The following is a 22291-nucleotide window of genomic DNA, read 5'->3' as shown; positions in this document are numbered from 1 at the left end:
GGCGGGATTTATGCCATTCCCTGTAGAATACCGTCGATATGACCTTCTACGGTGGCACTGAACTGGCATCAGTCTACGACGCTGCACTTGACTCCGGATTCGGGCTGATCGCAAGCAACATCGCCGAGCCGAACACGATGATCGGACTGATTCAGGGCGCGGCCAGCGTCGACTCCGATCTTCTCCTCCAGATGAGCAACGGGGCCTGTACGTTCGCCGGCAACGGCGACCCCATCGCTGGCCTGCGCGTTATGAGCAACTACATCGAACGCATCGCCGCCCAGTACGATATCGGTGTCTTCCTCAACATGGATCATCAGACCGACCTTGACACCATTCAGCGACAGGTCGAACTGGAGATCCCCTCCTCGATCATGATCGACGCCTCCCACGAGGAGTTCGAGGACAATGTCGCCCGCAGCAAGCAGGTCGTTGAGATGATCGACGACGCCGACGCCGACATCCTCGTCGAGGCCGAACTCGGGAAGATCAAGGGCGTCGAAGACGAGATCGTCTCTGAGAACGCCTTCTACACCGATCCCGAACAGGCCGTCGAGTTTGTCGACCGCACAGGCTGTGACCTGCTGGCGATCTCAGTCGGCACCCAACACGGCGTCGCCAAGGGGAAAGATCTCGAACTCAAACCTGACCTGACCGAGGAGATCCGCACCGCCCTGCGCGATCACGGCCTCGATACACCGCTCGTCCTGCACGGCTCCTCAGGTGTCCAGCCCGACCAACTCCAGGAGATGCTGACCCACGGGATCTGTAAGGTCAACAAGGACACCCGCTACCAATACGAGTACACCCGCACCGCCCTCGATCTCTACCGCGAGGCACCCGACGAGATCGTTCCACCGGCGGGCGTCGAGGATCACCGGAATACGTTTTTCAACGATGTGGAGTGGGCCCCAAACAAGGATCGCTTTGACCCGCGTGTCGCCGGTCGGGATATTCGCGACCGTATCGCCGAGGTGTACGCCGATCTCGCCGAAGTCTCAGGGAGTGCCGGCCGAAGTACATTTAGCTAAACAGGGGTGTAGTACTACTCTCACAGGTGAACACTGTCGTTGGAACCGGCCCGAACAGTTGAGGGTCTGGGTGTCCTACTAACAGGAGAAACTCGTGTCAGCAACTACAAATCGCTACGACATCGTCGTCTGGGGAGCCACCGGTTTCGCTGGCCAACTCGTCGCTGAGCATCTCACCGGCCGCTACCCCGCTGCTGAGCTGTCTGTTGCGCTTGGTGGTCGAAATGAATCCAAGCTTCAGCGACTCAGAAAAGAGCTTACAGACGAGACCGATCGGGCAGAGATCCCCATCGTTGTTGCTGATGCCACCGCCCTGGCGAGCCTCCGTGAGATGGCTGCCCAAACAGCGGTTGTCTGCACGACCGTTGGGCCCTATACAACATACGGGACGGAACTCGTCGAAGCCTGTATCGACGCCGGAACCGACTACTGTGATCTCACCGGGGAGATCAACTGGGTTCGGGAGATGATTGACCGCTATCACGACGAAGCCGTGGAAGCCGACGTGAAAATCGTCCACAGCTGTGGGTTCGATTCGATCCCAGCCGACCTCGGGGTCAAACTGCTGCAATCGTACGCTACCGAGGAGTTTGGAGCAGCTTGTGAGTTCGTTCGTATCTATCTGGAAGATGGAGAGGGTGGGGTAAGCGGCGGTACCCTCGCCAGTGCAGCCGAGTTATTCGAAGCGGCCGCAACTGATCCGATCGCCCGAGAAACCCTGACAAATCCGTACTCACTGGCTCCACCGGGCGAACGCTACGGTGTCGATACAGGCGAACAACGACGCCCACGGCGAGATTCCATCCGCTCGATATGGACTGCGCCCTCGCCGATGGCAGCCGTCAACGAGCGGGTAATCAGACGGAGCAATGCCCTCTTATCGTACCCATGGGGCCGCGAGTTTCGATGTACAGAGGGTATCCCAACCGGTTTTGGAATCAGTGGTGCCACAGCAGCTGGCGGGATCGCACTCGGCTTGGGCGTTGGAACGGCTGCGATGAAAAGTAGCCTGCTTCGACGCGGATTGCGCCGGTTCGTCTTCCCCGAGCCGGGGTCAGGGCCCTCACAAGAAGAGATAGAATCGGGGCACTTCTCTGTTCGCGCTATCGGTCGCGGGACAGCGACCGACGGGCCGTTCACCGTGATGAGCGAGATCGGAGCCGAACTGGATCCTGGCTATGGCGCAACCGCCCGGATGCTCGGAGAGGCTGGGATGTGTTTGCTACGAGATGAGACGGCATCACCGTTGGACGGTGGGATTCTGACGCCTGCCTCGGGGATTGGCGATCCACTCGGTGACCGACTGCGGGATGTTGGCTTCACTGTGACCGCTGGTGAGTGGTGAGAAGCGACGCACAGTGGCGACGGTTCTCGTGAACTATTGTTGGTTTTCAACGGCTTGGCGGAACGCCGAAATGAGCAATTCTGCACACTGGAGTCGGCTGGGTATCAACTCCATTCCAACACACGCTTCGATGTATTCGTTATCCCACCCAAGGATCTCAGAAACGGCGGTACCAACCATCTGTTCGGACAACAACGACGCACCAGCCTGTGACAGCGTGCATCCGTCTCCGGTAAAGCGAACGTTCTTGACGGTGTTCCCATCATCGCTGAGGGTAACCTGCAGTGAGACACGGTCGCCGTCGGGATGCGTTGGGCCAACACACTGCGGATTCGTCACTTCGGCTTCGACATCAGGTGAGTTGAGTTCACCGTAGTGGCGTGGATTCCGTGAGTGATCCCTGAGCATCTCTTCTACGAGCTTGTCGTCCATGTCGCTCCACAAGGCCTACAGGAGGAAGATTGCTCTGGAAAAGGTCATTCATCGGATACGCAAACGGAGACGTTCATTCGCTGGTTGGGACGTGAGGACGGTTCGCCTGACCGGTGGATATGCCTACGGTACCCACTGTGATTATCTACTCTCGTTCGTTTTTACGTTCAAACCGTTCCGACTACCCATCAGCGTCGGCATCAGTCGTGTTGCGGTCGTTGGTGTCGATCAACCACCTCAGCGAACGCAACATTCTCTGTGGTGTTCTCAATCCGAACCGTGACGCTGTCGCCGACCTCTGTCTCTGGAATGATGAGGACATAGCCGCGGTCAACCCGTGCGATCCCATCGCCCTGATCGCCGATGCTATCAATTTCGACAGTTCGTGTTTCCCCAACGTCGACCGGTGGCTCCTGATTTGCACGCTGGCTTCGACTCTGTGAGAGCCCCGCCGTGTCAGCCGAATCACTTACCGTGTCGTTGGCTGTCGTGTGCTCTGTCTGTGTCTCAGCTGGCATCACTGCAACACGGTAGGTTCCTTCCGGTTCTATCTCACCAAGTTCGATCTCTTGGGTCGGAACCTGAATCCGATATGTGTCCTCGTGGTCTTGTATTTGCGCCGTGAAGAGACATGCTAAGTTATCCGAAATCTCCATACAGAGGGTGTGTGATCAAGCTTCAAAAATAGCACCTCTCATCTCGGAGCGAGCAAACGCATCTCACTGCAGCACAGTTGCCTGTGGAATGTCGTTGGGGCTTCGTACCGGTCGCTGTTGTTATCGCTCAGGCAGTCGCCGTTCCATCGCTACAATGTAGGCTGTCGCAAGTGCTCCGTCTGGCAGTGCTTCGCAAGCAGACAGACACCCATGCCGAAGGCGATCACGTCGCGTGCCTTCAGGCAGTTTGTTCGTTGCAACCGTGTGGGTGCTCTCTAAGAGTGAGGCTGCGGTGTCACTGTCGCCCGTTGTGGCATAGTTGCGGGCTTCCGCAAGCAGTTGTCCAAGAGTTGATCGGACATCGGCGGGCATCTCGTCAGTCATTACCATGGGTACGCGCTGGAGCATGATGAAGACGATGGAGGATTTCACAGAAACTCAAGAGTCGAGAGCGTCGCCGAACTCCTTTTCGAACCCCTCAATGAGACGTCCGAGCCCGGATTGCATGAAGAACTCGGCGTCTTCCTTGGCCTCTCGCAGGTGCTTTGCTTGTTTGCCGGAGGCACCGGCGGCCATCGTCTCTAACTCTCTGATGAGCCCCTCGATTGTTGCTGTCTCTTCGAGTGCGTCGTACGCTCGGATACAATCTTTGAGCGCACGCTTGGCAGATTGCCTGACACGACCGTCTTCGTCGGTTATCGCCTCGAGTAAAAACCCACAGACAGCATCGGTTTGATCGTGGACGGTTTCCGCCGGCGGACTCGCAACATCCGATGACTGAAGCGTGACTGCCGCCGGGAGTCTCGGCGCAAACTGCTGGACAACTCGGACACAGGACTGCCGAACGTACCCATCCTCGTGGCTGCGGTAAAGATCGGTCGCACCCGCAAACCACCCCTCAAATGCCTCAGTACGCTCCATGATGTTCATCTCTCTGATCTCGTCAACGACCGCATTGACCCGGTCAGCATCACCAGCGCGTAGCTCGGATTCGTACTCCTCCCACTGTGTCGCCATACTGAGTGAATCAAGCGGTGGATCCTACTTCGTTGTATCGCCTGTGCTGTTGCTACAGCAGCACGCAGCGTCAGCAAGCGGTGGTCAGGTAGTGTTTGCCCTCAAGCATCTCTTCTCGTGGTTCTCATCACAATGCGACCAATTTATCTGACACCAGTTTCGACCGCTCACGACGATCCCCCGGCTGGCTATTCCGTATGATTAATTTGCTGGAATTCTAACGTTGAACCCGAACCGATCTGACTGATCGTACCGCACCCGGAGTAATCGATGCGGTTGACGATGTTCCACCAGAGGACGAAACCAATGCCTGCAAGCTCACAGCCGGTTCAGCAAGGTCGCACCGAGACACAGGATGAACAGTATGCAGTCTACGACCGCGAGAGAGACGATATCTGCCACACCGACGATGGTGTCGTACTCGGCGAGAGCCGCGAAGCGGCAGCCGAGAAGCTGGCCGCGGTTGCCGATCAGCTGGATCGCCCAGAAGATCAGCTTGTGGTTGTGCGGCTCACGATCACACCGGTCGCTACTACGCCCACAGAGGTCGATAGCGACGAAACGCACGACACCGACGCTGATCGCACCACCGGCTCACTCATGATCACCCGCGGTCCTCACCGCCAAAATCCAAAGCTCGTTGAGTATCGCCAAGCGGAGGATGGCGCTTGGGCGGTCAAAACACCTGTAGACGACGAGTTTTGGATCTTTCTGCGCTCGGGCACCGAGCGTGATGTGCATCAACATATCCGAGCAAAATGGGATGCGACCTACAGCAATCCCGACGCATTCACCGATCAGAGCTGTCCGACCGAGGATCTATAGCCCACCTGTCGGGGGGTGAGACTAGCCCTCGTCGGCAACAACCCCAGAGAAATACTGCCCCCTCCAGTTGTCGTTACCCGACTCTCAACCGAACAAGCACCCAGCCGCCGGTCACCGAAAACGGTAGAGAGCAGTCAGTCACTATCGACAGCGACAGTCCCACGTTTCTTGGGGCGTGGTTTACTTTCACTCCGCTTGGCGACCGCTTATACTGAATTACCACCTACAGAGACGTATGGATGGACTAAACGCACACACAGCAGACGACACCCCCGACGCTGGGCGTCACGACAGTCACAACCACATGATCGGCGAAGCTCAGCCTCCGACGACCGGATTCGATGCCCGTGACCGGCTGCTTGGTCAGCTTGATGATATCACCGTCCGGCAGGCTGCCGCACCGCTAGCACACCAGTAAGCATCGTTTGCTCGCCGCGTCAGTATCCACACGACAGCAGCGTCGTCAGCCGTGAGCGGGATGTGAGATGAACAACACGTTACTTGCCGCGTTGTCGCCGAACAGCCCACTCCTCTTTTGAGACAACGTACAGCAACACCTCGGTGGTGAGCCCTTCGTCGTCGGCTTCCGCATCGACGATCGAGTAGTGGATCGCGCGGTCGACGACACGGAAGCTCATATCCTCCTCGCTGCGGGGTCGCTCGGTGTCGGTGCCGTCGTCGATCTGGAAGTTTTGGAGGCTGACGAGGTCGCCAACAGCCGGAACCGGGGGCGAACGGCCCGAGACAGCACCGATCTCCTGTTCGGTATCATCATCGAGGAGGACGATCTCCGTCTGCTCGGACTGCTGTTGGTTTGCAGACTCATCCAACGATGCATTGGTGGTCATACATTATAATATCTTAATGTGATAATTAAACTGTCGGCCGACGCAGTGTGTCCGCCGGTTCACCACAGCATCACGGGCGCGGGGAGTCACTCCGAGGCGTCGGGTGTGTGGGTGTGGCCGCAGTTGGGACACTCAACGTCCTCGCTGCGGAGTGCCGCGCTCTGCTGGCGGACATCCCGCATCACCGAGGAGATCCGTTCTTCGGCGTCGAGTTCATCGGCGACCGCGAGGTCAACGCCTTCGACCTCCAAGAGGAATTTTGCCACCTCGGTCACCTCGTACATCTGGTCGTCAAGCTCGTCGGCGCTAAAGAAGCCCGACATCGCCCCGTAGAGAAACGTCGCACCGGCCTGTGTCACCTTCTCCTCAAATGATGACCGGGCCTGGTTGACCGCTTGGGGGCTGTAGGTATCGGTCATAAACGGGACTAACTCCGGGAGGTTCTCGCCGATCTTCGTCATCTCGACGCCGGTTTCGGTGCGGAAATCCGCACAGAGCCGGGCGATGGCCCACTCACGGGCGGTGATATAGGTACGGTCGCGCAGAAACTCGTTGACACGGTCGTACTGGGCGCCATCCATCTTTGTGAACCGCTCGTATTTGCGGACATCGGCTGGGATCTCCGTCTCAGCGTCGGCCGCTTGTCCCGCAGTTGGAGCCGTCGTGGGCTCATCGCCGGCCGGCCGGTCGCGCTCCTCGTGTGGCTGGCCGTCGTCACCGGCCGGCTGATCGCCGTCGCCGGAACGGGAGTGAGACTCGGCGTCGGCTGCGTCGTCATCCATATTTCCACTCCGAACGGCCACCTGAAAAACGTTGTCGTGGGTGCCACCACAGCCGCGATGGCGGTTGCACGGCGGTTGGACGGACAACGCTTTTACTGAGTCGCCGCAACTATCACTTGTATGAACGTACTCGTGGGGGTCGGCGGCTCAAACGACTCGCCGGCCGCCATCGAACGAACCATCCGGCGGGCGGCAAGGATCGCCGACGAGCTGACCGTCGCCATCTGCACCCCCGATGCCGCCACGGATGAGTCGCTTGCGGCGACTGTGACGACAACACTAGAAGAGCATGATATCACAGCCGCGACACGCCACGTTTCAGGCCAACCGGGCAGCGAACTTGTCGATATCGCCGAATCAGAGGGGTTCGACGAGATCGTCCTTGCCGGCGGCCGAACGAGTCCGATGGGAAAGATTACGATCGACAAAACCGTTGAGTTCGTCGTTCTCAACGCACACACCACGGTGACGCTCGTCCGATGAATTCAGAACGTCGCTACCCTGAGACCGTGTCGGGCCCGTTTGAGGAACCGCCCATCCAGTTCAACGATCGGGACGGTCGTGACATCGAGATCCGCCCGTATGATAGCTCTGAACCGGAGTACGAGGCACTAGTGGAGATGTACGTCGAGTTCGACCCCGCAGATCGCGCCCAAGGCATTCCCCCGGGACGGGAGTCGCGGGTGCGAACCTGGCTTGACGGCATCCTCGCCGACGACTGCTACAATCTGATCGCGTGGGACGGCGACACCGCCGCCGGCCACTCAACACTCGTCCCCGACGGCGACGACGACTACGAGTTGGCGATCTTCGTCCTCCAAGACTATCAGGAGGCCGGGATCGGCACTCACCTGATCGAGTCGCTGCTCGGCTACGGCTACAGCGAGGGAATCAACTGCGTTTGGCTCACCGTCGAACGGTGGAACCACGCCGCCGTCTCGCTGTATGAGAAGGTCGGCTTCGAAACAACAGGGGCCGAAAGCTTCGAGCTTGAGATGGCGATCCGGCTCGCCGAGGACGGCTAACTTAGACCGATAGTACCGGCTGACTCGCGTACAGCAGGACGTATTCGGCGGCTTTCTCCAACACATCGGTGTCGCTGTCACCGGCTGGCTCTCGCGGGACAACGACGAAATCTGCCCCAAGATCCTCGGCTGTGTCGAGGACAACGCTGCCCGGGTGGAGCGTCTTGATCTCCGTCGAAAAGCCACGGGTGATCGAGGTTGAGAGCTTGACCCCGGCGTCGGCAGCGATCGCATCGAGCGTCCCGGTGAATGATTCGGTATCGGTGGCGATCTCGGCGTCGGTGACCGTCCCGTCGGCCAGCCCGCGCACCCGCGGCTCACCAAGAACATAGACAGCGTGGACGGCTGCGTTGTAGCGGTCGGCGATCGCCACCGCGTACTCGACGGCGGTCGTCGACTCCGGGCTCCCGTCGACCGGGACGACAACGAGCTCGATATCCAGATCGGCCATACCCCACCTGTTTCCCGGCGACCACAAAAACACTCCCCTCCGCCGTCGACTCCCGCTTGTTGTTGAACACCACCAATTTATCACCGCCGCGGTCGAACCGCCGGCTATGTTTGAGACGATTGTCGTGGCGACTGACGGCTCCGACAGCGTCAGCCGAGCGGTCACGGTTGCCCTCGACGTCGCCGACCGGTTCGATGCAACCGTCCACGCGCTGTCGGTGGTCGACACCGACGCCGGCGAGGGTGACACCGACCAACACGACAAACTGACCGCCCACGCCAAGGACGCACTCACCGCGGTCGACGCTGAAACCAACCAGCCCGTCGTGACAACCGTCCGCGAGGGTGAGCCAGCCGAGGTGATCAACGCCTACGCCGAGGAGATTGACGCTGATCTGGTCACCACCGGCACCCGCGGTCGCCACGGCGAAGACCGGTTTCTGCTTGGGAGTGTTGCCGAGCACGTCGTCCGGATCTGTCCGGCACCGGTGTTGACAGTGCGGCAACTGGCAGCCTTCGAGGACGACGAAGCCGTCGACGCTGTGTAGGCCGGCCGCTCACGCCGTAGTTTCAAGTACGAAGCCGCGGCCACGGCGGGATACCGATGGTCGATCCCTCGTTTCCGACCGACAGCCGTGGCGTCTCGCCGGTGATCGGCGTGATCCTGATGGTCGCACTAACAGTGATTCTGGCAACGGTACTTGGAACAGTGGTGCTTGATTTTGCCAGTGGGCTCTCCGAACAGCCGCCGCAGGCGGCCTTCGGATACGAACGCACCGACGCCGATGAGATCACGATCACCCATGTCAGCGGCGACCAGATCGACAACAACCGGGTTCGGATCACCGTCGACGGTGACGAAGTGTATCCCGATGACTCCGGTTCGGCGGTCTCGAAAACCGGGTGGGCCAGCCCGATTGAGGCCGGCGATACGGTCGATATCGAGCACACTGATGCGGATGGTGGTGACACCGTGCGGGTCATCTGGCAAAACCCATCAGGTCAGTCGGCAAACACACTCAGCACGTGGCAGTGGCCGCAGTGATAACGGCGCAGCTATAACACGTTAGGAGAATACCCGCTTGAGATGTTGCTTCGAGAACAGCGAGGTCGGCTTGTCCATGTGGACGCCGATTTCGCCCGACAGCACGCGGAGGCCGAGCCGTTGAACTGGCTCCGGCAGCGAGTAGCCACGCCGGATCAGGTGACCGAGGCGAATTTCGCTTGAGAGCGTTTCGCGCCACGCCGATTCGTAGATCCCGAGTGAGTCGGGGCGATCCGGTTGGATATGGCGGGCCGCGCAGTCGGCAGCGGTCATCCCGTAAAGGATTCCGCCGCCGGTGAAGGGCTTTGTCTGTGCGGCGGCGTCGCCAATGAGGAACACGCGGTCGGTCGTCACCGTCTCCGGTGGCCCAATCGGGATCGCGCCCGAGCAGAAGTGGTCGGTCTCAACATCGTACTGTTCGGTGAGAACCTCGAAGCGGTCGTTGACATCCGCACCCGGCGCGGCCGCGAGCCCGTACTCGACGCCGGCCTCGCCGCGGGGGATGCGCCACGCGAAAAATCGCGGAACCGTGAGGTGGACATCGACGTGGTCGCCGTGATCCTCCTCATCGGTGAACGCGAGGACGCCGTGGAGCTTTTCTTCCGGCTCAGGGAGTTCGACGGCCTGCCGAACGCGGGACACGGGCCCATCGCAGCCCGCGACCATGTGGGCCTCGATCTCTACTGGATCGTTTTTATCGGCGACGCTGGCGGTAAGCACGACCCGATCGTCGCGCTCGTCGACACCGGTGACGGTATGACCTTCGCGGATCTCCGCGCCGGCGTTGCGGGCGGCGTCGGCGAGCGTGTGGTCAAGTTCGACGCGGTCGATGACGTTTGAGATCTCGTCGGTTGTGTAGAACAGATTGGCATCACTGTCGGGGCCGCCAGTGTAGAAGTTTGCGCCGTAGACGCGGTTCTGTAGGAGGTTGTCCTCGGCGGCGTCGGGGAGATAGTCCCAGATGTCGGTGCTGACGTGGCCCGAGCAGGCCAATGGGGTGCCGATCGTTCCTTTTTCAAGACCGAGCACGCTGTAGCCTGACTCCGCGGCACGGCGGGCGAACCGCGCGCCAGCAGGGCCGACGCCGACAACGACGAAATCGTACATTACTGTTAGTTTACGGAAGCGTGTGTTTAGCTTGTTTGTTTTCGAGAAGGCGTTTCTGAGGTCGATACGTTCCAGAAAGCCCTCGGCTCTCTCGACCGTCGAAAGCCTCGCTGTGCTCGGCTTTCGAGGTTCTGCTCGTTGCGCTCGCAGAACTCCCGGGACTCGCTGCGCTCCTCGTTCGCTTCGCTCACTGCGATGCTTGCGTCGTCACCAGAAATCAGAGATTTCTGGTTGGCTCACGAGAGCTTGCTCTCGTGAACGTCCGGGTTCGTCGGGAGCGTCTCGCCCTTTCAGTCCGCCAGGGGTTCAGCTGTTCGGCCGAGCGAAAAAGAGGCCAGATCAATCAGTCGTCGCCGGCGACTTTCGCGGGCTTGCGTCGATCCGCGCGTGGCCCCTCAATATCGACGTCGGGAAGATAATCACGCAGATAGCGACCCGTATGCGACTCATCGGTTCGGGCGACCGATTCGGGGGTGCCGCTGGCGACAACGTCGCCGCCGCCCTCGCCGCCCTCCGGGCCGAGGTCGATGATGTGGTCGGCGTTTTTCACCAGGTCGAGTTCGTGTTCCACGACAACGACGCTGTTGCCGTTGTCGACGAGCCGCTGGAGCACCTCGATCAGTTTGCGTTCGTCCTCCTTGTGGAGGCCCGTGGTTGGCTCATCAAGCAGGTAGAGCGTGTCGCCGGTCTGTCTTTTGCCGAGTTCCTCGGCGAGTTTCACACGCTGGGCCTCGCCACCCGATAGCGTTGTCGACGGCTGGCCGAGCGACATGTAGCCGAGGCCAACGTCTTTGAGGAGCTTCAGCCGGCGGCGGATCTGGGAGTTCGCCTCGAAGAACTCGTAGGCTTCGGCGACCTCCATGTTGAGCACGTCGGCGATCGTCTTGTCCTTGTAGGTCACGTCCAGCGTTTCGTCGTTGTAGCGCGCGCCGTCGCACTCCTCGCAGGGCACCTGCACATCCGAGAGGAAGTTCATCTCGATGGTGACCGTTCCCTGCCCGCCGCAGGACTCACACCGGCCGCCTTTGACGTTGAACGAGAAGCGGCCCTTCTTGTAGCCGCGCTGTTTGGCGAGTTTTGTCTCGGCGAACAGGTCGCGGATGTAGTCGAAGACCCCGGTGTAGGTCGCGGGGTTCGATCGCGGCGTTCGACCGATGGGACTCTGGTCGATCAGCCGAACCGTTTCGATCTCCTCGACGCCCTCCAATGTGTCGTGCTCACCCGGATCGACCGAGGTGTTGTCGTTCATCTCGCGGGCCAGCCCCTTGTAGAGGATTTCGTGCATCAGCGTTGATTTGCCCGAACCCGAAACGCCCGTAATCGCGGTAAAGACGCCCAGCGGGATCGGCACATCGAGATCTTTGAGGTTGTGCTGGCGCGCGCCACGCACCCGGAGTTCGTCGTCGCGGTCGCGTCGCTCGTCGGGAACGGGGATCTCCTTGCGGCCAGCAAGATAGTCACCGGTCGTCGAGTCCTCAGCGTCGCACACGTCGTCGAAATCACCCTGGACAACGATCTCGCCGCCGCGCTTGCCCGGGCCAGGCCCCATGTCGATGATGGTGTCGGCCCGCCGCATCGTTTCCTCGTCGTGCTCGACGACAACGAGCGTGTTGCCGAGATCGCGCAAGCCCTCCAAGGTGTTGAGCAGGCGGTCGTTGTCGCGTTGGTGGAGCCCAATTGAGGGTTCGTCGAGCACGTAGAGCACGCCGACGAGGCCGGAACCGACCTGTGTGGCGAGGCGGATCCGCTGGCTCTCGCCACCGGAGAGCGTCGAGGCTTCGCGGTCGAGGGTGAGATACTCCAGCCCGACCTCCTCCATGAAGCCGAGTCGGGCGCGAATCTCCTTGAGGATCTCCTCGGCGATAGTGCGGTCGCGCGCCGAGAGGTTCTCTTCCATGCCCTCGAAGTGACGCCGCGCCTCGCCGATCGACAGCTGATTGACCTCGGTGATTGATGTGCCGTCAACGAGAACGTGGCGGGACTGCTCTTTGAGCCGCGTGCCGTCGCACTCGGGACACTCGGTGACGGCCATGTACTCCTCGATGTGCTCGCGGGTGCCCTCGGAGTCGGTTTCGACGTGGCGACGACTCAGGTTCGGAATCACACCCTCGAAGCGTTTTTCCTTCCGGCGGGTGCCGTTGCGCGTCGACCGCTCGAAGACGACCTGCCGATCCGTCCCGTAGAGGAACTGGCGTTGGATGTCGTCGTCGATCTCTTCCCACGGTGTCTCAAGGCTGAGACCGAAGTGGGCGGCCACTGCGTCGATTCGCGTGCGGTAGTACGACCGGTTGTAGCTCCAGGCCTCAAAGACGTGTTTTAGTGGCTTGCTCGGATCCTGAATCACCAGCCCCTCGTCGACTTCCTTTGCTTGGCCGATGCCCTCACACTCCGGACAGGCACCGTACGGGCTGTTAAACGAGAACGAGCGGGTTTCGATCTCGGAGAACTGGAACTCGCTGTTCGGGTTGCCAAGCGTCTCGGAGAACTCGACGGTCAGGCGGTCGTCACCGTCGCCGGCCAGATCGCCCGTCGAGCGCGTGTTCGATCCGATTGGCGGCTCCGCTGGTGGATCAGGAATGATCACCTTGAGGACGCCATCAGCTTCCTCAAGTGCGGTTTCAACGCTGTCGGTGAGCCGCGAGCGCGCGTCGGCAGTGAGTTTCACGCGGTCGACGATCACGTCGATCGTGTGGTCGTAGTTCTTGTCGAGGTCAGGCGTCTCCATCGTCAGGTCGAACTGCTCGCCGTCGACCTCGACGCGGGCGTAGCCTTCGCTAACAAGATTGTCGAACAGCTCCTCGAAGGCCCCCTTCTGGTCGCGGACGATCGGCGCGGCGATCTTTGCTCGGGTTCCCTCCGGGAACTCCAGCAGTTGCTCGATCATCGCCTGGGGGCTCTGCTCGCCGACTTCCTCGCCGGTAATCGGGTCGTACTGGGTGCCAGTACGGGCGTAGAGCAGCCGCAGGTAGTCGTGAAGCTCTGTGACGGTGCCGACCGTCGACCGGGGGTTGTTGGCGGCGTTTTTCTGATCGATCGAGATCGCCGGCGACAATCCCTCGACAGCCTCGACTTTCGGCTTGTCCATCTGCCCGAGGAAATTGCGGGCGTACGCCGACAACGACTCGATGTAGCGTCGCTGTCCCTCGGCGTAGACCGTATCAAAGGCCAGCGAGGATTTGCCCGACCCCGAAAGACCGGTGACGACGGTGAGCTCCTCGCGTGGGATCTCCGCGTCGACTTCCTTCAGATTGTGCTCCTCCGCGCCACGAACCTCGATGACATCGCGGCTCATCGGCGATCGATCACCCGAGAGCAGCGCGAACGAGTCGATGCGGTGACAACATAGTTCATACCACAGGCACGGCTTCGACCGACTTAACGCGCCCGCTCCGTGGGCCGGCATGTGGTGGACGATCTAATCGCTCTTGCGGTTGCTACCACCGTCGGAGCGTTTAGCTAGCAGACCTCTTTGTGTGCTGAAACAAACGCTAAGTGGGTTGCAGTCATAGCGGGGTGGTATGTTAGGCTCCGGCGGTGGTGATACAACTGTTGTCTGCATCGCTTGCGGGGAGTCGGTGCCGCGTTCGGCGGCCCGGGAGTACGACAAAACCGGCGACCGCTGGGAGCGACACGACAAGGAGTTCGAACACGTCTGTAAGGACTGTTTCCGAGAGCTTTCCCACCAGCCGCGGTCGGGGCTTGAATCGCTCTTGGTCGACATCGAGGACGATGGCCTCTCGGAGACGGAGTTTCTCTCGCGGTATCTCGACCGTGTCGACGACGAGGCGGTCGAAGAGCCCGACTCATAACACGAAGACAACGGCGTGGCTGTCGGTCTGTGGCACTGCGATGAGCCGCGACCCAACAGTGTTGGTCGTCGTCGACAGGCAGCAACACATACCAAGGTCATCGACGCTGGTGCTCAGGGCCAAGCGAACTCCTTTTGATGACGGCTCTCAGAACGGTGCGTATGGCAACTGACACAACGACCGGGCTCTCCGAGCATATGCGGGGGGTAACGGTCACGACGCTCGCCTGTCTGGCCGGGCTGGGGGCCGCGCTCGGATCGGCGACAATCTTCGGCACCACAGCCGCCGCCGCGGTCGGCACGGGGCAGGCTCTCCTCGTGGCGACAGCGGTTCTCATCCAGTTTCCGATTCTCAAGATCGTCGGCGTCGACATCGGCGACTTCGGGATCAAGGACAACCTCTATGTCGCGTTCATGACGTTCTGTCTCTGGTTTATCACCTATACGGTGTTGCTCACGTCGGCGGTGGGAGCGTAGATGGCCGACGACAGCATCGCAGTTGTCGACCTCGACCGCTGTCAACCTGACCGCTGCAACTACGAGTGTGCCAACTACTGCCCGCCAAACCGCACCGGTGAGGAATGTATCACCAAACGCGGTGAGATGGCTGACGACGGCGACCCCATCGAGGGCGACCCCGAGCAGATCCGCATCTCCGAGGAGCTGTGTCTCGGTGAGACCTGCGGTATCTGCGTCGAGAAATGCCCCTTTGACGCCATCGAGATCATCAATCTCCCCCAAGAACTCGACGACGAGCCGACCCACCGTTACGGCGACAACGCCTTTGCGCTGTATGGGCTCCCCGTTCCCGCACCGGGCAACGTGACCGGCATCCTCGGCCCCAACGGGATCGGGAAATCGACGGCGGTCAAGGCGCTGGCTGACGAACTCGTGCCGAATCTCGGCGAATACGGCGGCGACGCCGACTGGGAGGCCGTTTTGGATCGCTACCGGGGCTCCGAACTCCAGAACTATCTCACCCAACTGATCGACGAGGAGATCACGGTCGCCCGGAAACCCCAGTACGTCGACCAGATCCCCAAACAGTTCGACGGTAACACCCGCCAACTGCTTGAGCAGACCGACGAACGCGGCGCGCTCGACGAGTTGGTCGAACGGCTCTCGATCCAGCCGATCATGGATCAGCCTATCGACTCGATCAGTGGCGGCGAACTCCAGCGGGTCGCCATCGCGGCGACGCTGGCACGGGACGCCGACTTCTACTTCCTTGATGAGATCACCCCGTATCTCGACATCGGCCAGCGGATGGTCGTCGCCCGACTCATCCGCGAACTCGCCGACGATCCCGACGCCGAGCGATCGATGCTTGTTGTCGAACACGATCTGGCGATTCTCGATCTCCTGGCTGACACACTGCACGTAGCCTACGGTGAAGCCGGCGTTTTCGGCGTGATGACTGATCCGAAATCCGTCCGCAACGGGATCAACGAGTATCTTGAGGGCTATCTCAACAATGAGAACATGCGTATCCGACCGGAGTCGATCACCTTCGAGGAACACGCCCCACGGGAGAGTACTCGCGGCACGCCGCTGGTGGAGTACCCCGAAATCTCAAAATCCTACGGTGACGGCGAGTTCTCTCTCGATGTGGACAGCGGCATGATCTATGAGGGTGAGGTGTTGGGTGTCGTCGGCCCCAACGGAATCGGGAAATCGACACTCGCCAAGCTGTTTGCCGGCTCGGTTGAGCCCGACAGCGGTGGGTTGGGCTTCGATCTCGACATCTCGTATAAACCGCAGTACATCGAGATCGACCAGCCGATGCGAGTCGATAGCTTCCTCTCGTCGATCACTGACGAGTTCGGCACCTCCTACTGGGATACGGAGGTCGCCAAACCGCTCCAGTTGAACTCGATCATGGAACAGCAGCTGACGGATCTCTCCGGTGGTGAGCGCCAGCGGGTCGCTATCGCGGCTTGCCTCTCGGAGCCCGCTGATCTCTACGTCTTAGACGAACCGTCCGCCCACCTCGATGTCGAACAGCGCGTTCAAGCCACCTCGGCGATCCGCCGCTACGCCGAGAACCACGATGCGACCGCCCTCGTTATCGACCACGACATCTACATGATTGACCTGTTGGCCGACCGGCTGATGGTCTTCGACGGCGAGCCAGCCCAACACGGCCACGCCGCTGCGCCACAGGAGATGCGCGCCGGGATGAACGACTTCCTCGCGGATCTCGATATCACATTCCGCCGTGATGAAGGAACAGGTCGACCGCGAATCAACAAACCGGGCAGCCAGAAGGACAGCCAGCAGAAACGCGACGGCGAATACTACTACTCGGCGTGATCTGTGCTCCCGGTGTGACGGACTCTGTGCTCCTATGACGGTTTTGATCGCGGGGATCCCAACCACCTGGCGGATCTGAAAATGAATCCCCCCGGGCGACCAGAAGCTGAAACGTTCTGGGAGACTCACGCAGCTGTTTGTGTGAACAGCCCGGCTGCTACCGTCCCCGCCGCGTTACAGCTCGTTGATGACCGCCTGCGTTACGGCCTCTGTGTTGGCATCGCCGCCGAGATCGGCTGTCCGCGGCCCCTCGGCCAGCACGGTCTCGACGGCAGTCTCGACGCGCTCGGATTCCTCGCTGTAGCTGAGATGATCCAGCAGCATCGCCGCTGAGAGCACCGTCGCCAGCGGGTTGGCGACGCCCTCGCCGGCGATATCGGGTGCGGTGCCGTGCACCGGCTCGAAGAGGGCGTTGTCGTCGCCGATGTTCGCCGAGGGCAGGAGTCCAAGCCCACCGACGAGGCCGGCCGCGAGATCCGAGAGCACGTCGCCCGCGAGGTTCGGACAGACGATGGTGTCGAACTGCGTGGGATCGAGACAGACCCGCGTCGCAAACGCGTCCATCAGGACCTCGTCAGTGTCGACGCCGTGCTCGTCGGCAACGCGGACGACCGCATCGCGGAACCGGCCGTCGGTCTTCCGCATCACGTTGGCCTTGTGGACAACGCTGAAGCCCTCGCCGTCGACGTACTCGCAGGCGAACTCGGCGAGCTTCTCGGAGGCTGCGGTCGTGACGACGCGGGTCAGCGTCGACATGTCGTCGGAGAGATCGTCCTCGTGACCCGAGTAGACGCCTTCGGTATTCTCGCGAAGAAAGACGAGGTCGGTTTCGGGGCGGACGGCATCGACGCCGGGGTACGCCCTCGCGGGGCGGATGTTGACGAACGAATCGACGGCCTCGCGCAGCGGGAGGATCACGTCGGCGGCGGTCTCACCGGCCGCGCCAAACAACGTGGCGTCGGATTCGGCCGCGAGGTCGTAGGTCTCCTGTGGGAGTGCCTCACCGGTTTCGGCTTCGACGGCGTCGCCAGCGTCGCCTGCGACGAATTCGAGACCGAGATCGAGCGATTCGAGCACCTCGACGGCGGCTGGGATTACTTCCTGTCCGATGCCGTCGCCTTCGATGACGGCGATCTGGTGACTCATACGCGTTTTCTTGCCAGCACTGAAAAGAGCATGTCGATGTGTGGAGGTAGTGGCGATCTACGTCGTCGAACGGAGCAACCCCAAACCGCTTCCATGCGGTTGCCATAGCAAGAGGCAATGCGAGATCGCTTGGCGCGGTTCAAACGCCCGCTGCTCTACGTGATGGGGCCGCTCTATGTCGTCGCGGGCGTCCTGCATTTTGTCGTCCCGGATTTGTACGCCCAGATTATCCCGCCGTTTCTGCCCGCGCCGCTGGTGTTGGTCTATCTCTCCGGCGTCGCCGAAATCGCCGTCGGTGTCGGGGTGTTGATTCCACGGACGCGACGCTACGCGGCGTGGGCGACGATCGCTGTGTTAATCGCGATCTTTCCGGCGAACATCTATATGGCGACGTCGATGGTCGCTGTCGATGGAATCAGCGGGGGCGACCCCTCACCGCTGATTCGCTGGGGACGGCTGCCGCTGCAGGGCGTATTGATTCTGTGGGCCTACTGGTACACTGATTCCGGGGCTGACGGGGCGTAGGTCGCTGCCAAACACTCAATACGAAAGTGTCCCACATAGTCACCAATGGCTACCATCGAAATCGACGACGAAGTATACGAGGCGTTACAGCTCCCCGAGGGAGAGCGGTCGGACGCGTTGAAAGAGGAGCTTGCCGTTTCCCTGTACGCCCGCGACATCCTCTCGTTCGGGAAGGCTCGCTCTTTGGCAGGCTTGTCGAAACGCGAGTTTCACGACCTCCTCGGCGAGCGAGAGATACTACGACACTACGGCGACGCCGAGTTAGCCGAAGACCTCGATTATGCCGAATGACGAACTCGTCGTTTCGGATACTTCTCCACTCCTCAATCTCGCCTTGATCGACCGGCTTGACCTTCTCGAAGCACAGTTTTCCAGTATTACCGCTCCGACCCACGTCTGGACAGAGCTCACCGAGGGAGACGCAGGTGTGGACGCGCTGGTCGCGTTACGTGACAAGGACTTTCTCTCAATCGTGGAAGTCGAAGAATCGGAACTGTTCACTGAAATCGGTCACGAGTTGGATAGCGGTGAAACAGCCGCAATCTGTCACGCTATCAACCAGGATGCTGATCTCGTCCTCATCGACGAGAGTGATGGCCGTCGTGTTGCTCGAAGACACGACCTCACTGTAACTGGTGTCATCGGGATTTTGCTACGCGGAGCCAACAATGGCAATGTTGCGTTACAAACGGAACTCGACGCACTTCGTGACGCAGGGTTCTGGATCTCGGATCGGCTCTACTCGAAAGTCCTCCGTGAAGCGGACACTGGCTGAGTAAAATAGGAATCTGCTATCGGCTTAGTCGTCGCCTTCGACGTACGGCAGATCGGCCGTCGTTTCCTCGACCTTGCTTCGATTCGAGTACATCAGCGCGGTCGTATCCCAGATGCCCTCAACGAGGGCTTCCTTCATCGCGTCGTCGATCTCGACGTCGATGGTGGTGTCGCCGTAGCTAACTTCCTCGTTTTCGACATCGATGTCGATCTCGCCGTCAGGGTTGTCCTCAATCCATTCCTGCAGTTCGACGACCGTCTCGTGGTCGGTCGTGACCGCCGGAATCCCCAGCGATTTGCAGTTGTCGCGGAAGATCTCGGCGTAGGACTCGCCGACGATGCCGTCGACGCCCCAGCGCATCATCGCCTGCGGGGCGTGCTCCCGGGAGGAGCCACAGCCGAAATTGGAGTTGATGACCGCGATCGACGCGCCATCGAATCGGTTAAGCGGGTGGTCGTTGAACTCGCCGTCGTCCCGCCGGGCGTCATAGAAGAGGTAGTCGGCCATGTTGTCGAAGGTGACCTCCTTCATAAACCGCGCCGGCAGGATCTGGTCGGTGTCGATATCGTCACCGGGAATCGGGACGCCGGTGCCGCCGACTTCCGTGATGTGGTTTTCGCCCGACATCAGTCAGCCGCCTCCTCGACGCCGCTGGCACCGCCAGCCGGATCGTCGCTCAGGAACTCGCGTGCGTCGGCGACCTCGCCCTCGACGGCCGCCGCGGCGACCATCGCGGGACTCATCAGCACGGTGCGACCCTCTTTGCTGCCCTGGCGGCCGATGAAGTTCCGGTTCGACGAGGAGGCACAGACCTCGTCGCCCTCAAGGGAATCGTCGTTCATCGCCAGACACATCGAACAGCCGGCCCTGCGCCACTGGAAGCCGGCGTTGATGAACGTCTCGTCGATGCCGCGGGCCTCACACTCCTCGCGGACGGTCTCGGAGCCGGGGACAGCGAGTGCGCGCACGTCGTCGTCGACGGTGTGGCCCTCCAGAATCTTCGCAGCCTCCGCAAAGTCAGTGACGCGGCCGTTCGTACAGGTGCCGAGGAACGCCACGTCGACATCGTAGCCCAGCATCGACTGGCCGGGCTCGATATCCATGTGATCGAGGGCCTGCTCGGCGGCCTCCCGATCCGTTCGGGCCTCGAAGTCCTCGGGGTGTGGGACGCTGTCGGTGATCTCGATGACCTGTCCGGGGTTGATCCCCCATGTGAGCAGCGGGTCGATGTCGTCGGCATCGACGGTGACAACATCGTCGTATTCGGCGTCGTCGTCGGATTTGACCGACTCCCAGTACTCCTTGCGCTCCTCGAAGGCCTCGCCTTCGGGGACGTACTCCCGTCCCTGCAGGTACTCGTAGGTGGTTTCGTCGGGGTTGATGTAGCCCGCGCGAGCGCCGCCCTCGATCGACATGTTACAGACCGCCAGCCGGCCCTCCATATCGAGGGCTTCGATGGCCGGCCCGCTGTACTCGTAGACGTGGCCGACGCCGCCGTCGACGCCGAGATCCTGAATAATTTTCAGAATGATGTCCTTGGCGTAGACGCCCTCGCCGAGTTCGCCCTCAACGTTGATCCGGCGAACGTTCTGTTTGTCGGCGGCGATACAGCCAGTTGCCAGCACGTCGCGGATCTGGCTGGTGCCGATCCCGACGCCGATAGAGCCGAAGGCGCCGTGAGTCGCCGTGTGGCTGTCACCGCAGGCGACGGTCATCCCCGGCTGCGAGAGGCCGAGTTCGGGGGCGACCACGTGGGTGATGCCCTGTTTGCCGGACTCGAAGCCAAAGAACGTGATGCCGTTCTCGCTGGTGTTGCGCTCCAGCGCCGACAGCATCTCCTCGCTTTGCTCGTCGGTCAGCGGTCGCTCCCGCTTTTCGGCCTCGGTGGGCGCGATGTGATCGGTTGTTGCGAAGGTCTGATTCGGGTAGGCGACATCGAGATCGCGCTCCCGGAGCATGCCGAATGCCTGCGGGCTCGTCACCTCGTGGACGAGATGCAGGCCGATGAACAGCTGATCCTGTCCGCTCGGCAGCTCGGCTACCTTGTGTTTCTCCCATACCTTGTCGTACAGCGTTCCGTTGCTCATGTGATCGCTCCGTTAGTGTCGATATCGTGTTCCATTCGTATAGTGGCTCGTGTATCCGCAACCGTATTTACTCGTCGGCCCACGAGAAGAGGCCGCGCAGTTCCTCGCCGATAGCCTCGATCTCGTGGTTCTCCTCGGCGGTTTTTATCTGGTCGTAGTTCGGTCGGCCCGCCTGATTCTCGGTGATCCACTGCCGGGCGAAGGTGCCGTCCTGTACCTCTTCGAGAACTGCCTCCATCTGCTCGCGGGCGTGGTCGTCGACGACGCGGTCGCCGCGGGTCAGCCCGCCGTACTCGGCGGTATCTGACACCGAGTGCCACATCTCGCCGAGGCCGCCCTCGTACATGAGGTCGACAATCAGTTTCAGCTCGTTCATACACTCGAAGTAGGCCATCTCCTCGCTGTAGCCCGCCTCGACAAGCGTCTCATACCCCTGTTTGACGAGGCTGGTGACGCCGCCACAGAGAACGGCCTGCTCGCCGAACAGGTCGGTCTCGGTCTCCTCGCGGAACGTCGTTTCGATGGTGCCCGCCCGCGTACACCCAATGGCTTTCGCGTAGGCCAGTGCCTGGTCTTTGGCGTCACCCGTCACGTCCTGATAGACGGCGACGAGGCCTGGCGTCCCCTCGTCGGCCTCGTAGTTCCGCCGGACGAGGTGGCCCGGTGATTTCGGGGCAACGAGCGTCACATCGACATCGTCGCTGGGCTGGATCTGGTTGTAGTGGATGTTGAACCCATGGGCGAACTGCAGCGTGTCGCCGGCGTCGAGTTCGTTTTCGATCTGGTCGTAGACCGTCGGCTGGATCGTATCGGGAACCAGAATCGAGACAACATCGGCCTGCGCGGCCGCCTCGGGTGGCGTTGCCACACTGAGCCCGTCGCTCTTGGCGGCGTCCCGCGAGGATGAGCCCTCGCGGAGACCGACGACAACGTCGATCCCACTGTCGTTGAGGTTCTGGGCGTGGGCGTGGCCCTGGCTGCCGTAGCCGATGACCGCGACCGTGGCGTCGTCCAGATAGCCGGTGTCTGCGTCGTCGTCGTAGTAGATCGTGGCGTCGAGTTCGTCTGCCATTG

Annotated in this window: 27 protein-coding genes; 14 read left to right on the top strand and 13 right to left on the bottom strand. The window is 61.0% G+C overall.

The features are described 5' to 3' along the window. The first annotated feature begins 38 nt into the window (after window positions 1-38). Both fba and DP106_RS11795 read left to right on the top strand, forming a co-directional pair. Entirely contained in the window at window positions 39-1031 is a 993-nt protein-coding gene (gene fba / locus DP106_RS11800; RefSeq protein WP_120085537.1) for a class II fructose-bisphosphate aldolase, read from the top strand. Between the two features lie 94 nt (window positions 1032-1125). Continuing rightward, window positions 1126-2376, top strand: a complete 1251-nt coding sequence (locus DP106_RS11795) for a saccharopine dehydrogenase family protein (protein ID WP_120085535.1) — start codon at window positions 1126-1128, stop codon at window positions 2374-2376. 33 nt (window positions 2377-2409) lie between these two features. Here DP106_RS11795 and DP106_RS11790 read toward each other — a convergent pair whose 3' ends face one another. The 4 genes from DP106_RS11790 to DP106_RS11775 form a co-directional block, all read right to left on the bottom strand. Further along, window positions 2410-2808 carry an iron-sulfur cluster assembly scaffold protein gene (locus tag DP106_RS11790; RefSeq protein WP_120085534.1) on the bottom strand — a complete coding sequence of 133 codons (399 nt, stop codon included), beginning with the start codon at window positions 2806-2808 and terminating at the stop codon, window positions 2410-2412. Window positions 2809-3008: 200 nt separating this feature from the next. Then, window positions 3009-3464, bottom strand: a complete 456-nt coding sequence (locus DP106_RS11785; protein WP_120085532.1) for a TRAM domain-containing protein — start codon at window positions 3462-3464, stop codon at window positions 3009-3011. Window positions 3465-3584: 120 nt separating this feature from the next. Further along, window positions 3585-3896, bottom strand: a complete 312-nt coding sequence (locus DP106_RS11780) for a hypothetical protein (protein ID WP_321167551.1) — start codon at window positions 3894-3896, stop codon at window positions 3585-3587. Window positions 3897-3902: 6 nt separating this feature from the next. Beyond that, the gene (locus DP106_RS11775; RefSeq protein WP_120085528.1) at window positions 3903-4481 is read right to left on the bottom strand and encodes a hypothetical protein; all 579 of its coding nucleotides are present in this window, start codon (window positions 4479-4481) and stop codon (window positions 3903-3905) included. 306 nt (window positions 4482-4787) lie between these two features. Between DP106_RS11775 and DP106_RS11770 the strand changes: the two genes are divergently transcribed. After that, window positions 4788-5306 carry a hypothetical protein gene (locus DP106_RS11770; protein WP_133305137.1) on the top strand — a complete coding sequence of 173 codons (519 nt, stop codon included), beginning with the start codon at window positions 4788-4790 and terminating at the stop codon, window positions 5304-5306. Between the two features lie 235 nt (window positions 5307-5541). Further along, window positions 5542-5724: a hypothetical protein gene (locus DP106_RS11765; protein WP_120085525.1), complete on the top strand. Its 183-nt coding sequence runs from the start codon at window positions 5542-5544 to the stop codon at window positions 5722-5724. A 79-nt stretch (window positions 5725-5803) separates the two neighbouring features. Here the strand turns inward: DP106_RS11765 and DP106_RS11760 are convergent, their stop codons facing one another. Beyond that, window positions 5804-6154, bottom strand: a complete 351-nt coding sequence (locus tag DP106_RS11760) for a hypothetical protein (RefSeq protein ID WP_120085523.1) — start codon at window positions 6152-6154, stop codon at window positions 5804-5806. Window positions 6155-6240: 86 nt separating this feature from the next. Then, entirely contained in the window at window positions 6241-6936 is a 696-nt protein-coding gene (locus tag DP106_RS11755) for a DUF5806 family protein (RefSeq protein ID WP_120085521.1), read from the bottom strand. A gap of 120 nt (window positions 6937-7056) precedes the next feature. On the opposite strand from DP106_RS11755, the gene DP106_RS11750 reads away from it, so the two are divergent. Then, the gene (locus tag DP106_RS11750; protein ID WP_120085519.1) at window positions 7057-7419 is read left to right on the top strand and encodes a universal stress protein; all 363 of its coding nucleotides are present in this window, start codon (window positions 7057-7059) and stop codon (window positions 7417-7419) included. Continuing rightward, a complete protein-coding gene (locus DP106_RS11745; RefSeq protein WP_120085517.1) occupies window positions 7416-7961 on the top strand; it encodes a GNAT family N-acetyltransferase in 546 nt (181 codons plus the stop codon). Before DP106_RS11750 ends, DP106_RS11745 begins: the two co-directional genes overlap by 4 nt. Window position 7962: 1 nt before the next feature. Here DP106_RS11745 and DP106_RS11740 read toward each other — a convergent pair whose 3' ends face one another. Then, window positions 7963-8412, bottom strand: a complete 450-nt coding sequence (locus DP106_RS11740) for a universal stress protein (protein ID WP_120085515.1) — start codon at window positions 8410-8412, stop codon at window positions 7963-7965. Window positions 8413-8518: 106 nt separating this feature from the next. Here DP106_RS11740 and DP106_RS11735 point away from each other — a divergent pair, with 106 nt between their 5' ends. Together DP106_RS11735 and DP106_RS11730 are read left to right on the top strand one after the other, a co-directional pair. Next, window positions 8519-8959 carry a universal stress protein gene (locus DP106_RS11735; RefSeq protein ID WP_120085513.1) on the top strand — a complete coding sequence of 147 codons (441 nt, stop codon included), beginning with the start codon at window positions 8519-8521 and terminating at the stop codon, window positions 8957-8959. A 56-nt stretch (window positions 8960-9015) separates the two neighbouring features. Next, window positions 9016-9456 (top strand): type IV pilin, encoded by a 441-nt coding sequence (locus tag DP106_RS11730; protein WP_120085511.1) that lies wholly within the window; start codon window positions 9016-9018, stop codon window positions 9454-9456. A 21-nt stretch (window positions 9457-9477) separates the two neighbouring features. On the opposite strand, the gene DP106_RS11725 is transcribed toward DP106_RS11730, so the two are convergent. Further along, window positions 9478-10563: a geranylgeranyl reductase family protein gene (locus tag DP106_RS11725; RefSeq protein ID WP_120085510.1), complete on the bottom strand. Its 1086-nt coding sequence runs from the start codon at window positions 10561-10563 to the stop codon at window positions 9478-9480. 343 nt (window positions 10564-10906) lie between these two features. Continuing rightward, on the bottom strand, window positions 10907-13855 hold the full coding sequence (gene uvrA / locus DP106_RS11720) for an excinuclease ABC subunit UvrA (protein ID WP_120085508.1): 2949 nt from the start codon (window positions 13853-13855) through the stop codon (window positions 10907-10909). A gap of 226 nt (window positions 13856-14081) precedes the next feature. On the opposite strand from uvrA, the gene DP106_RS11715 reads away from it, so the two are divergent. The 3 genes from DP106_RS11715 to DP106_RS11705 all read left to right on the top strand — a co-directional run bounded on the left by DP106_RS11715 (window position 14082) and on the right by DP106_RS11705 (window position 16684). Further along, window positions 14082-14372, top strand: a complete 291-nt coding sequence (locus tag DP106_RS11715) for a DUF7562 family protein (protein WP_120085506.1) — start codon at window positions 14082-14084, stop codon at window positions 14370-14372. A 161-nt stretch (window positions 14373-14533) separates the two neighbouring features. Then, complete coding sequence (locus DP106_RS11710) at window positions 14534-14848, top strand: EMC6-like membrane protein (RefSeq protein WP_120085504.1); 315 nt, start codon at window positions 14534-14536, stop codon at window positions 14846-14848. Further along, window positions 14849-16684: a ribosome biogenesis/translation initiation ATPase RLI gene (locus tag DP106_RS11705; protein ID WP_120085502.1), complete on the top strand. Its 1836-nt coding sequence runs from the start codon at window positions 14849-14851 to the stop codon at window positions 16682-16684. A gap of 174 nt (window positions 16685-16858) precedes the next feature. Here DP106_RS11705 and DP106_RS11700 read toward each other — a convergent pair whose 3' ends face one another. Then, the gene (locus DP106_RS11700) at window positions 16859-17830 is read right to left on the bottom strand and encodes an isocitrate/isopropylmalate dehydrogenase family protein (RefSeq protein WP_120085500.1); all 972 of its coding nucleotides are present in this window, start codon (window positions 17828-17830) and stop codon (window positions 16859-16861) included. A 117-nt stretch (window positions 17831-17947) separates the two neighbouring features. Between DP106_RS11700 and DP106_RS11695 the strand changes: the two genes are divergently transcribed. From DP106_RS11695 to DP106_RS16250, 3 genes are read left to right on the top strand one after another with little or no spacing between them, the layout of a single operon-like run. Further along, window positions 17948-18355: a DoxX family protein gene (locus DP106_RS11695; RefSeq protein WP_205738933.1), complete on the top strand. Its 408-nt coding sequence runs from the start codon at window positions 17948-17950 to the stop codon at window positions 18353-18355. Window positions 18356-18400: 45 nt separating this feature from the next. After that, window positions 18401-18646, top strand: coding sequence for a UPF0175 family protein (locus tag DP106_RS11690; protein ID WP_120085498.1), 246 nt, complete (start codon window positions 18401-18403; stop codon window positions 18644-18646). Further along, complete coding sequence (locus tag DP106_RS16250; protein WP_120085496.1) at window positions 18636-19130, top strand: DUF3368 domain-containing protein; 495 nt, start codon at window positions 18636-18638, stop codon at window positions 19128-19130. The genes DP106_RS11690 and DP106_RS16250 overlap by 11 nt, the downstream gene beginning before the upstream one ends. 24 nt (window positions 19131-19154) lie before the next feature. Here the strand turns inward: DP106_RS16250 and DP106_RS11680 are convergent, their stop codons facing one another. The 3 genes from DP106_RS11680 to ilvC all read right to left on the bottom strand — a co-directional run bounded on the left by DP106_RS11680 (window position 19155) and on the right by ilvC (window position 22289). Beyond that, window positions 19155-19757 carry a 3-isopropylmalate dehydratase small subunit gene (locus tag DP106_RS11680; protein ID WP_120085494.1) on the bottom strand — a complete coding sequence of 201 codons (603 nt, stop codon included), beginning with the start codon at window positions 19755-19757 and terminating at the stop codon, window positions 19155-19157. Beyond that, a complete protein-coding gene (gene leuC, locus DP106_RS11675; RefSeq protein ID WP_120085492.1) occupies window positions 19757-21217 on the bottom strand; it encodes a 3-isopropylmalate dehydratase large subunit in 1461 nt (486 codons plus the stop codon). Before leuC ends, DP106_RS11680 begins: the two co-directional genes overlap by 1 nt. Before the next feature lie 67 nt (window positions 21218-21284). After that, window positions 21285-22289 (bottom strand): ketol-acid reductoisomerase, encoded by a 1005-nt coding sequence (gene ilvC, locus DP106_RS11670; protein WP_120085490.1) that lies wholly within the window; start codon window positions 22287-22289, stop codon window positions 21285-21287. Window positions 22290-22291: the final 2 nt, after the last annotated feature.

Origin of the sequence: Halonotius pteroides (assembly GCF_003605635.1) — an archaeon.
In the GTDB taxonomy this organism is placed as follows: Archaea; Halobacteriota; Halobacteria; order Halobacteriales; family Haloferacaceae; genus Halonotius; species Halonotius pteroides.
Note: the sequence above shows the minus strand (reverse complement) of the source record. Positions and strands in the feature narration are given on the sequence as shown.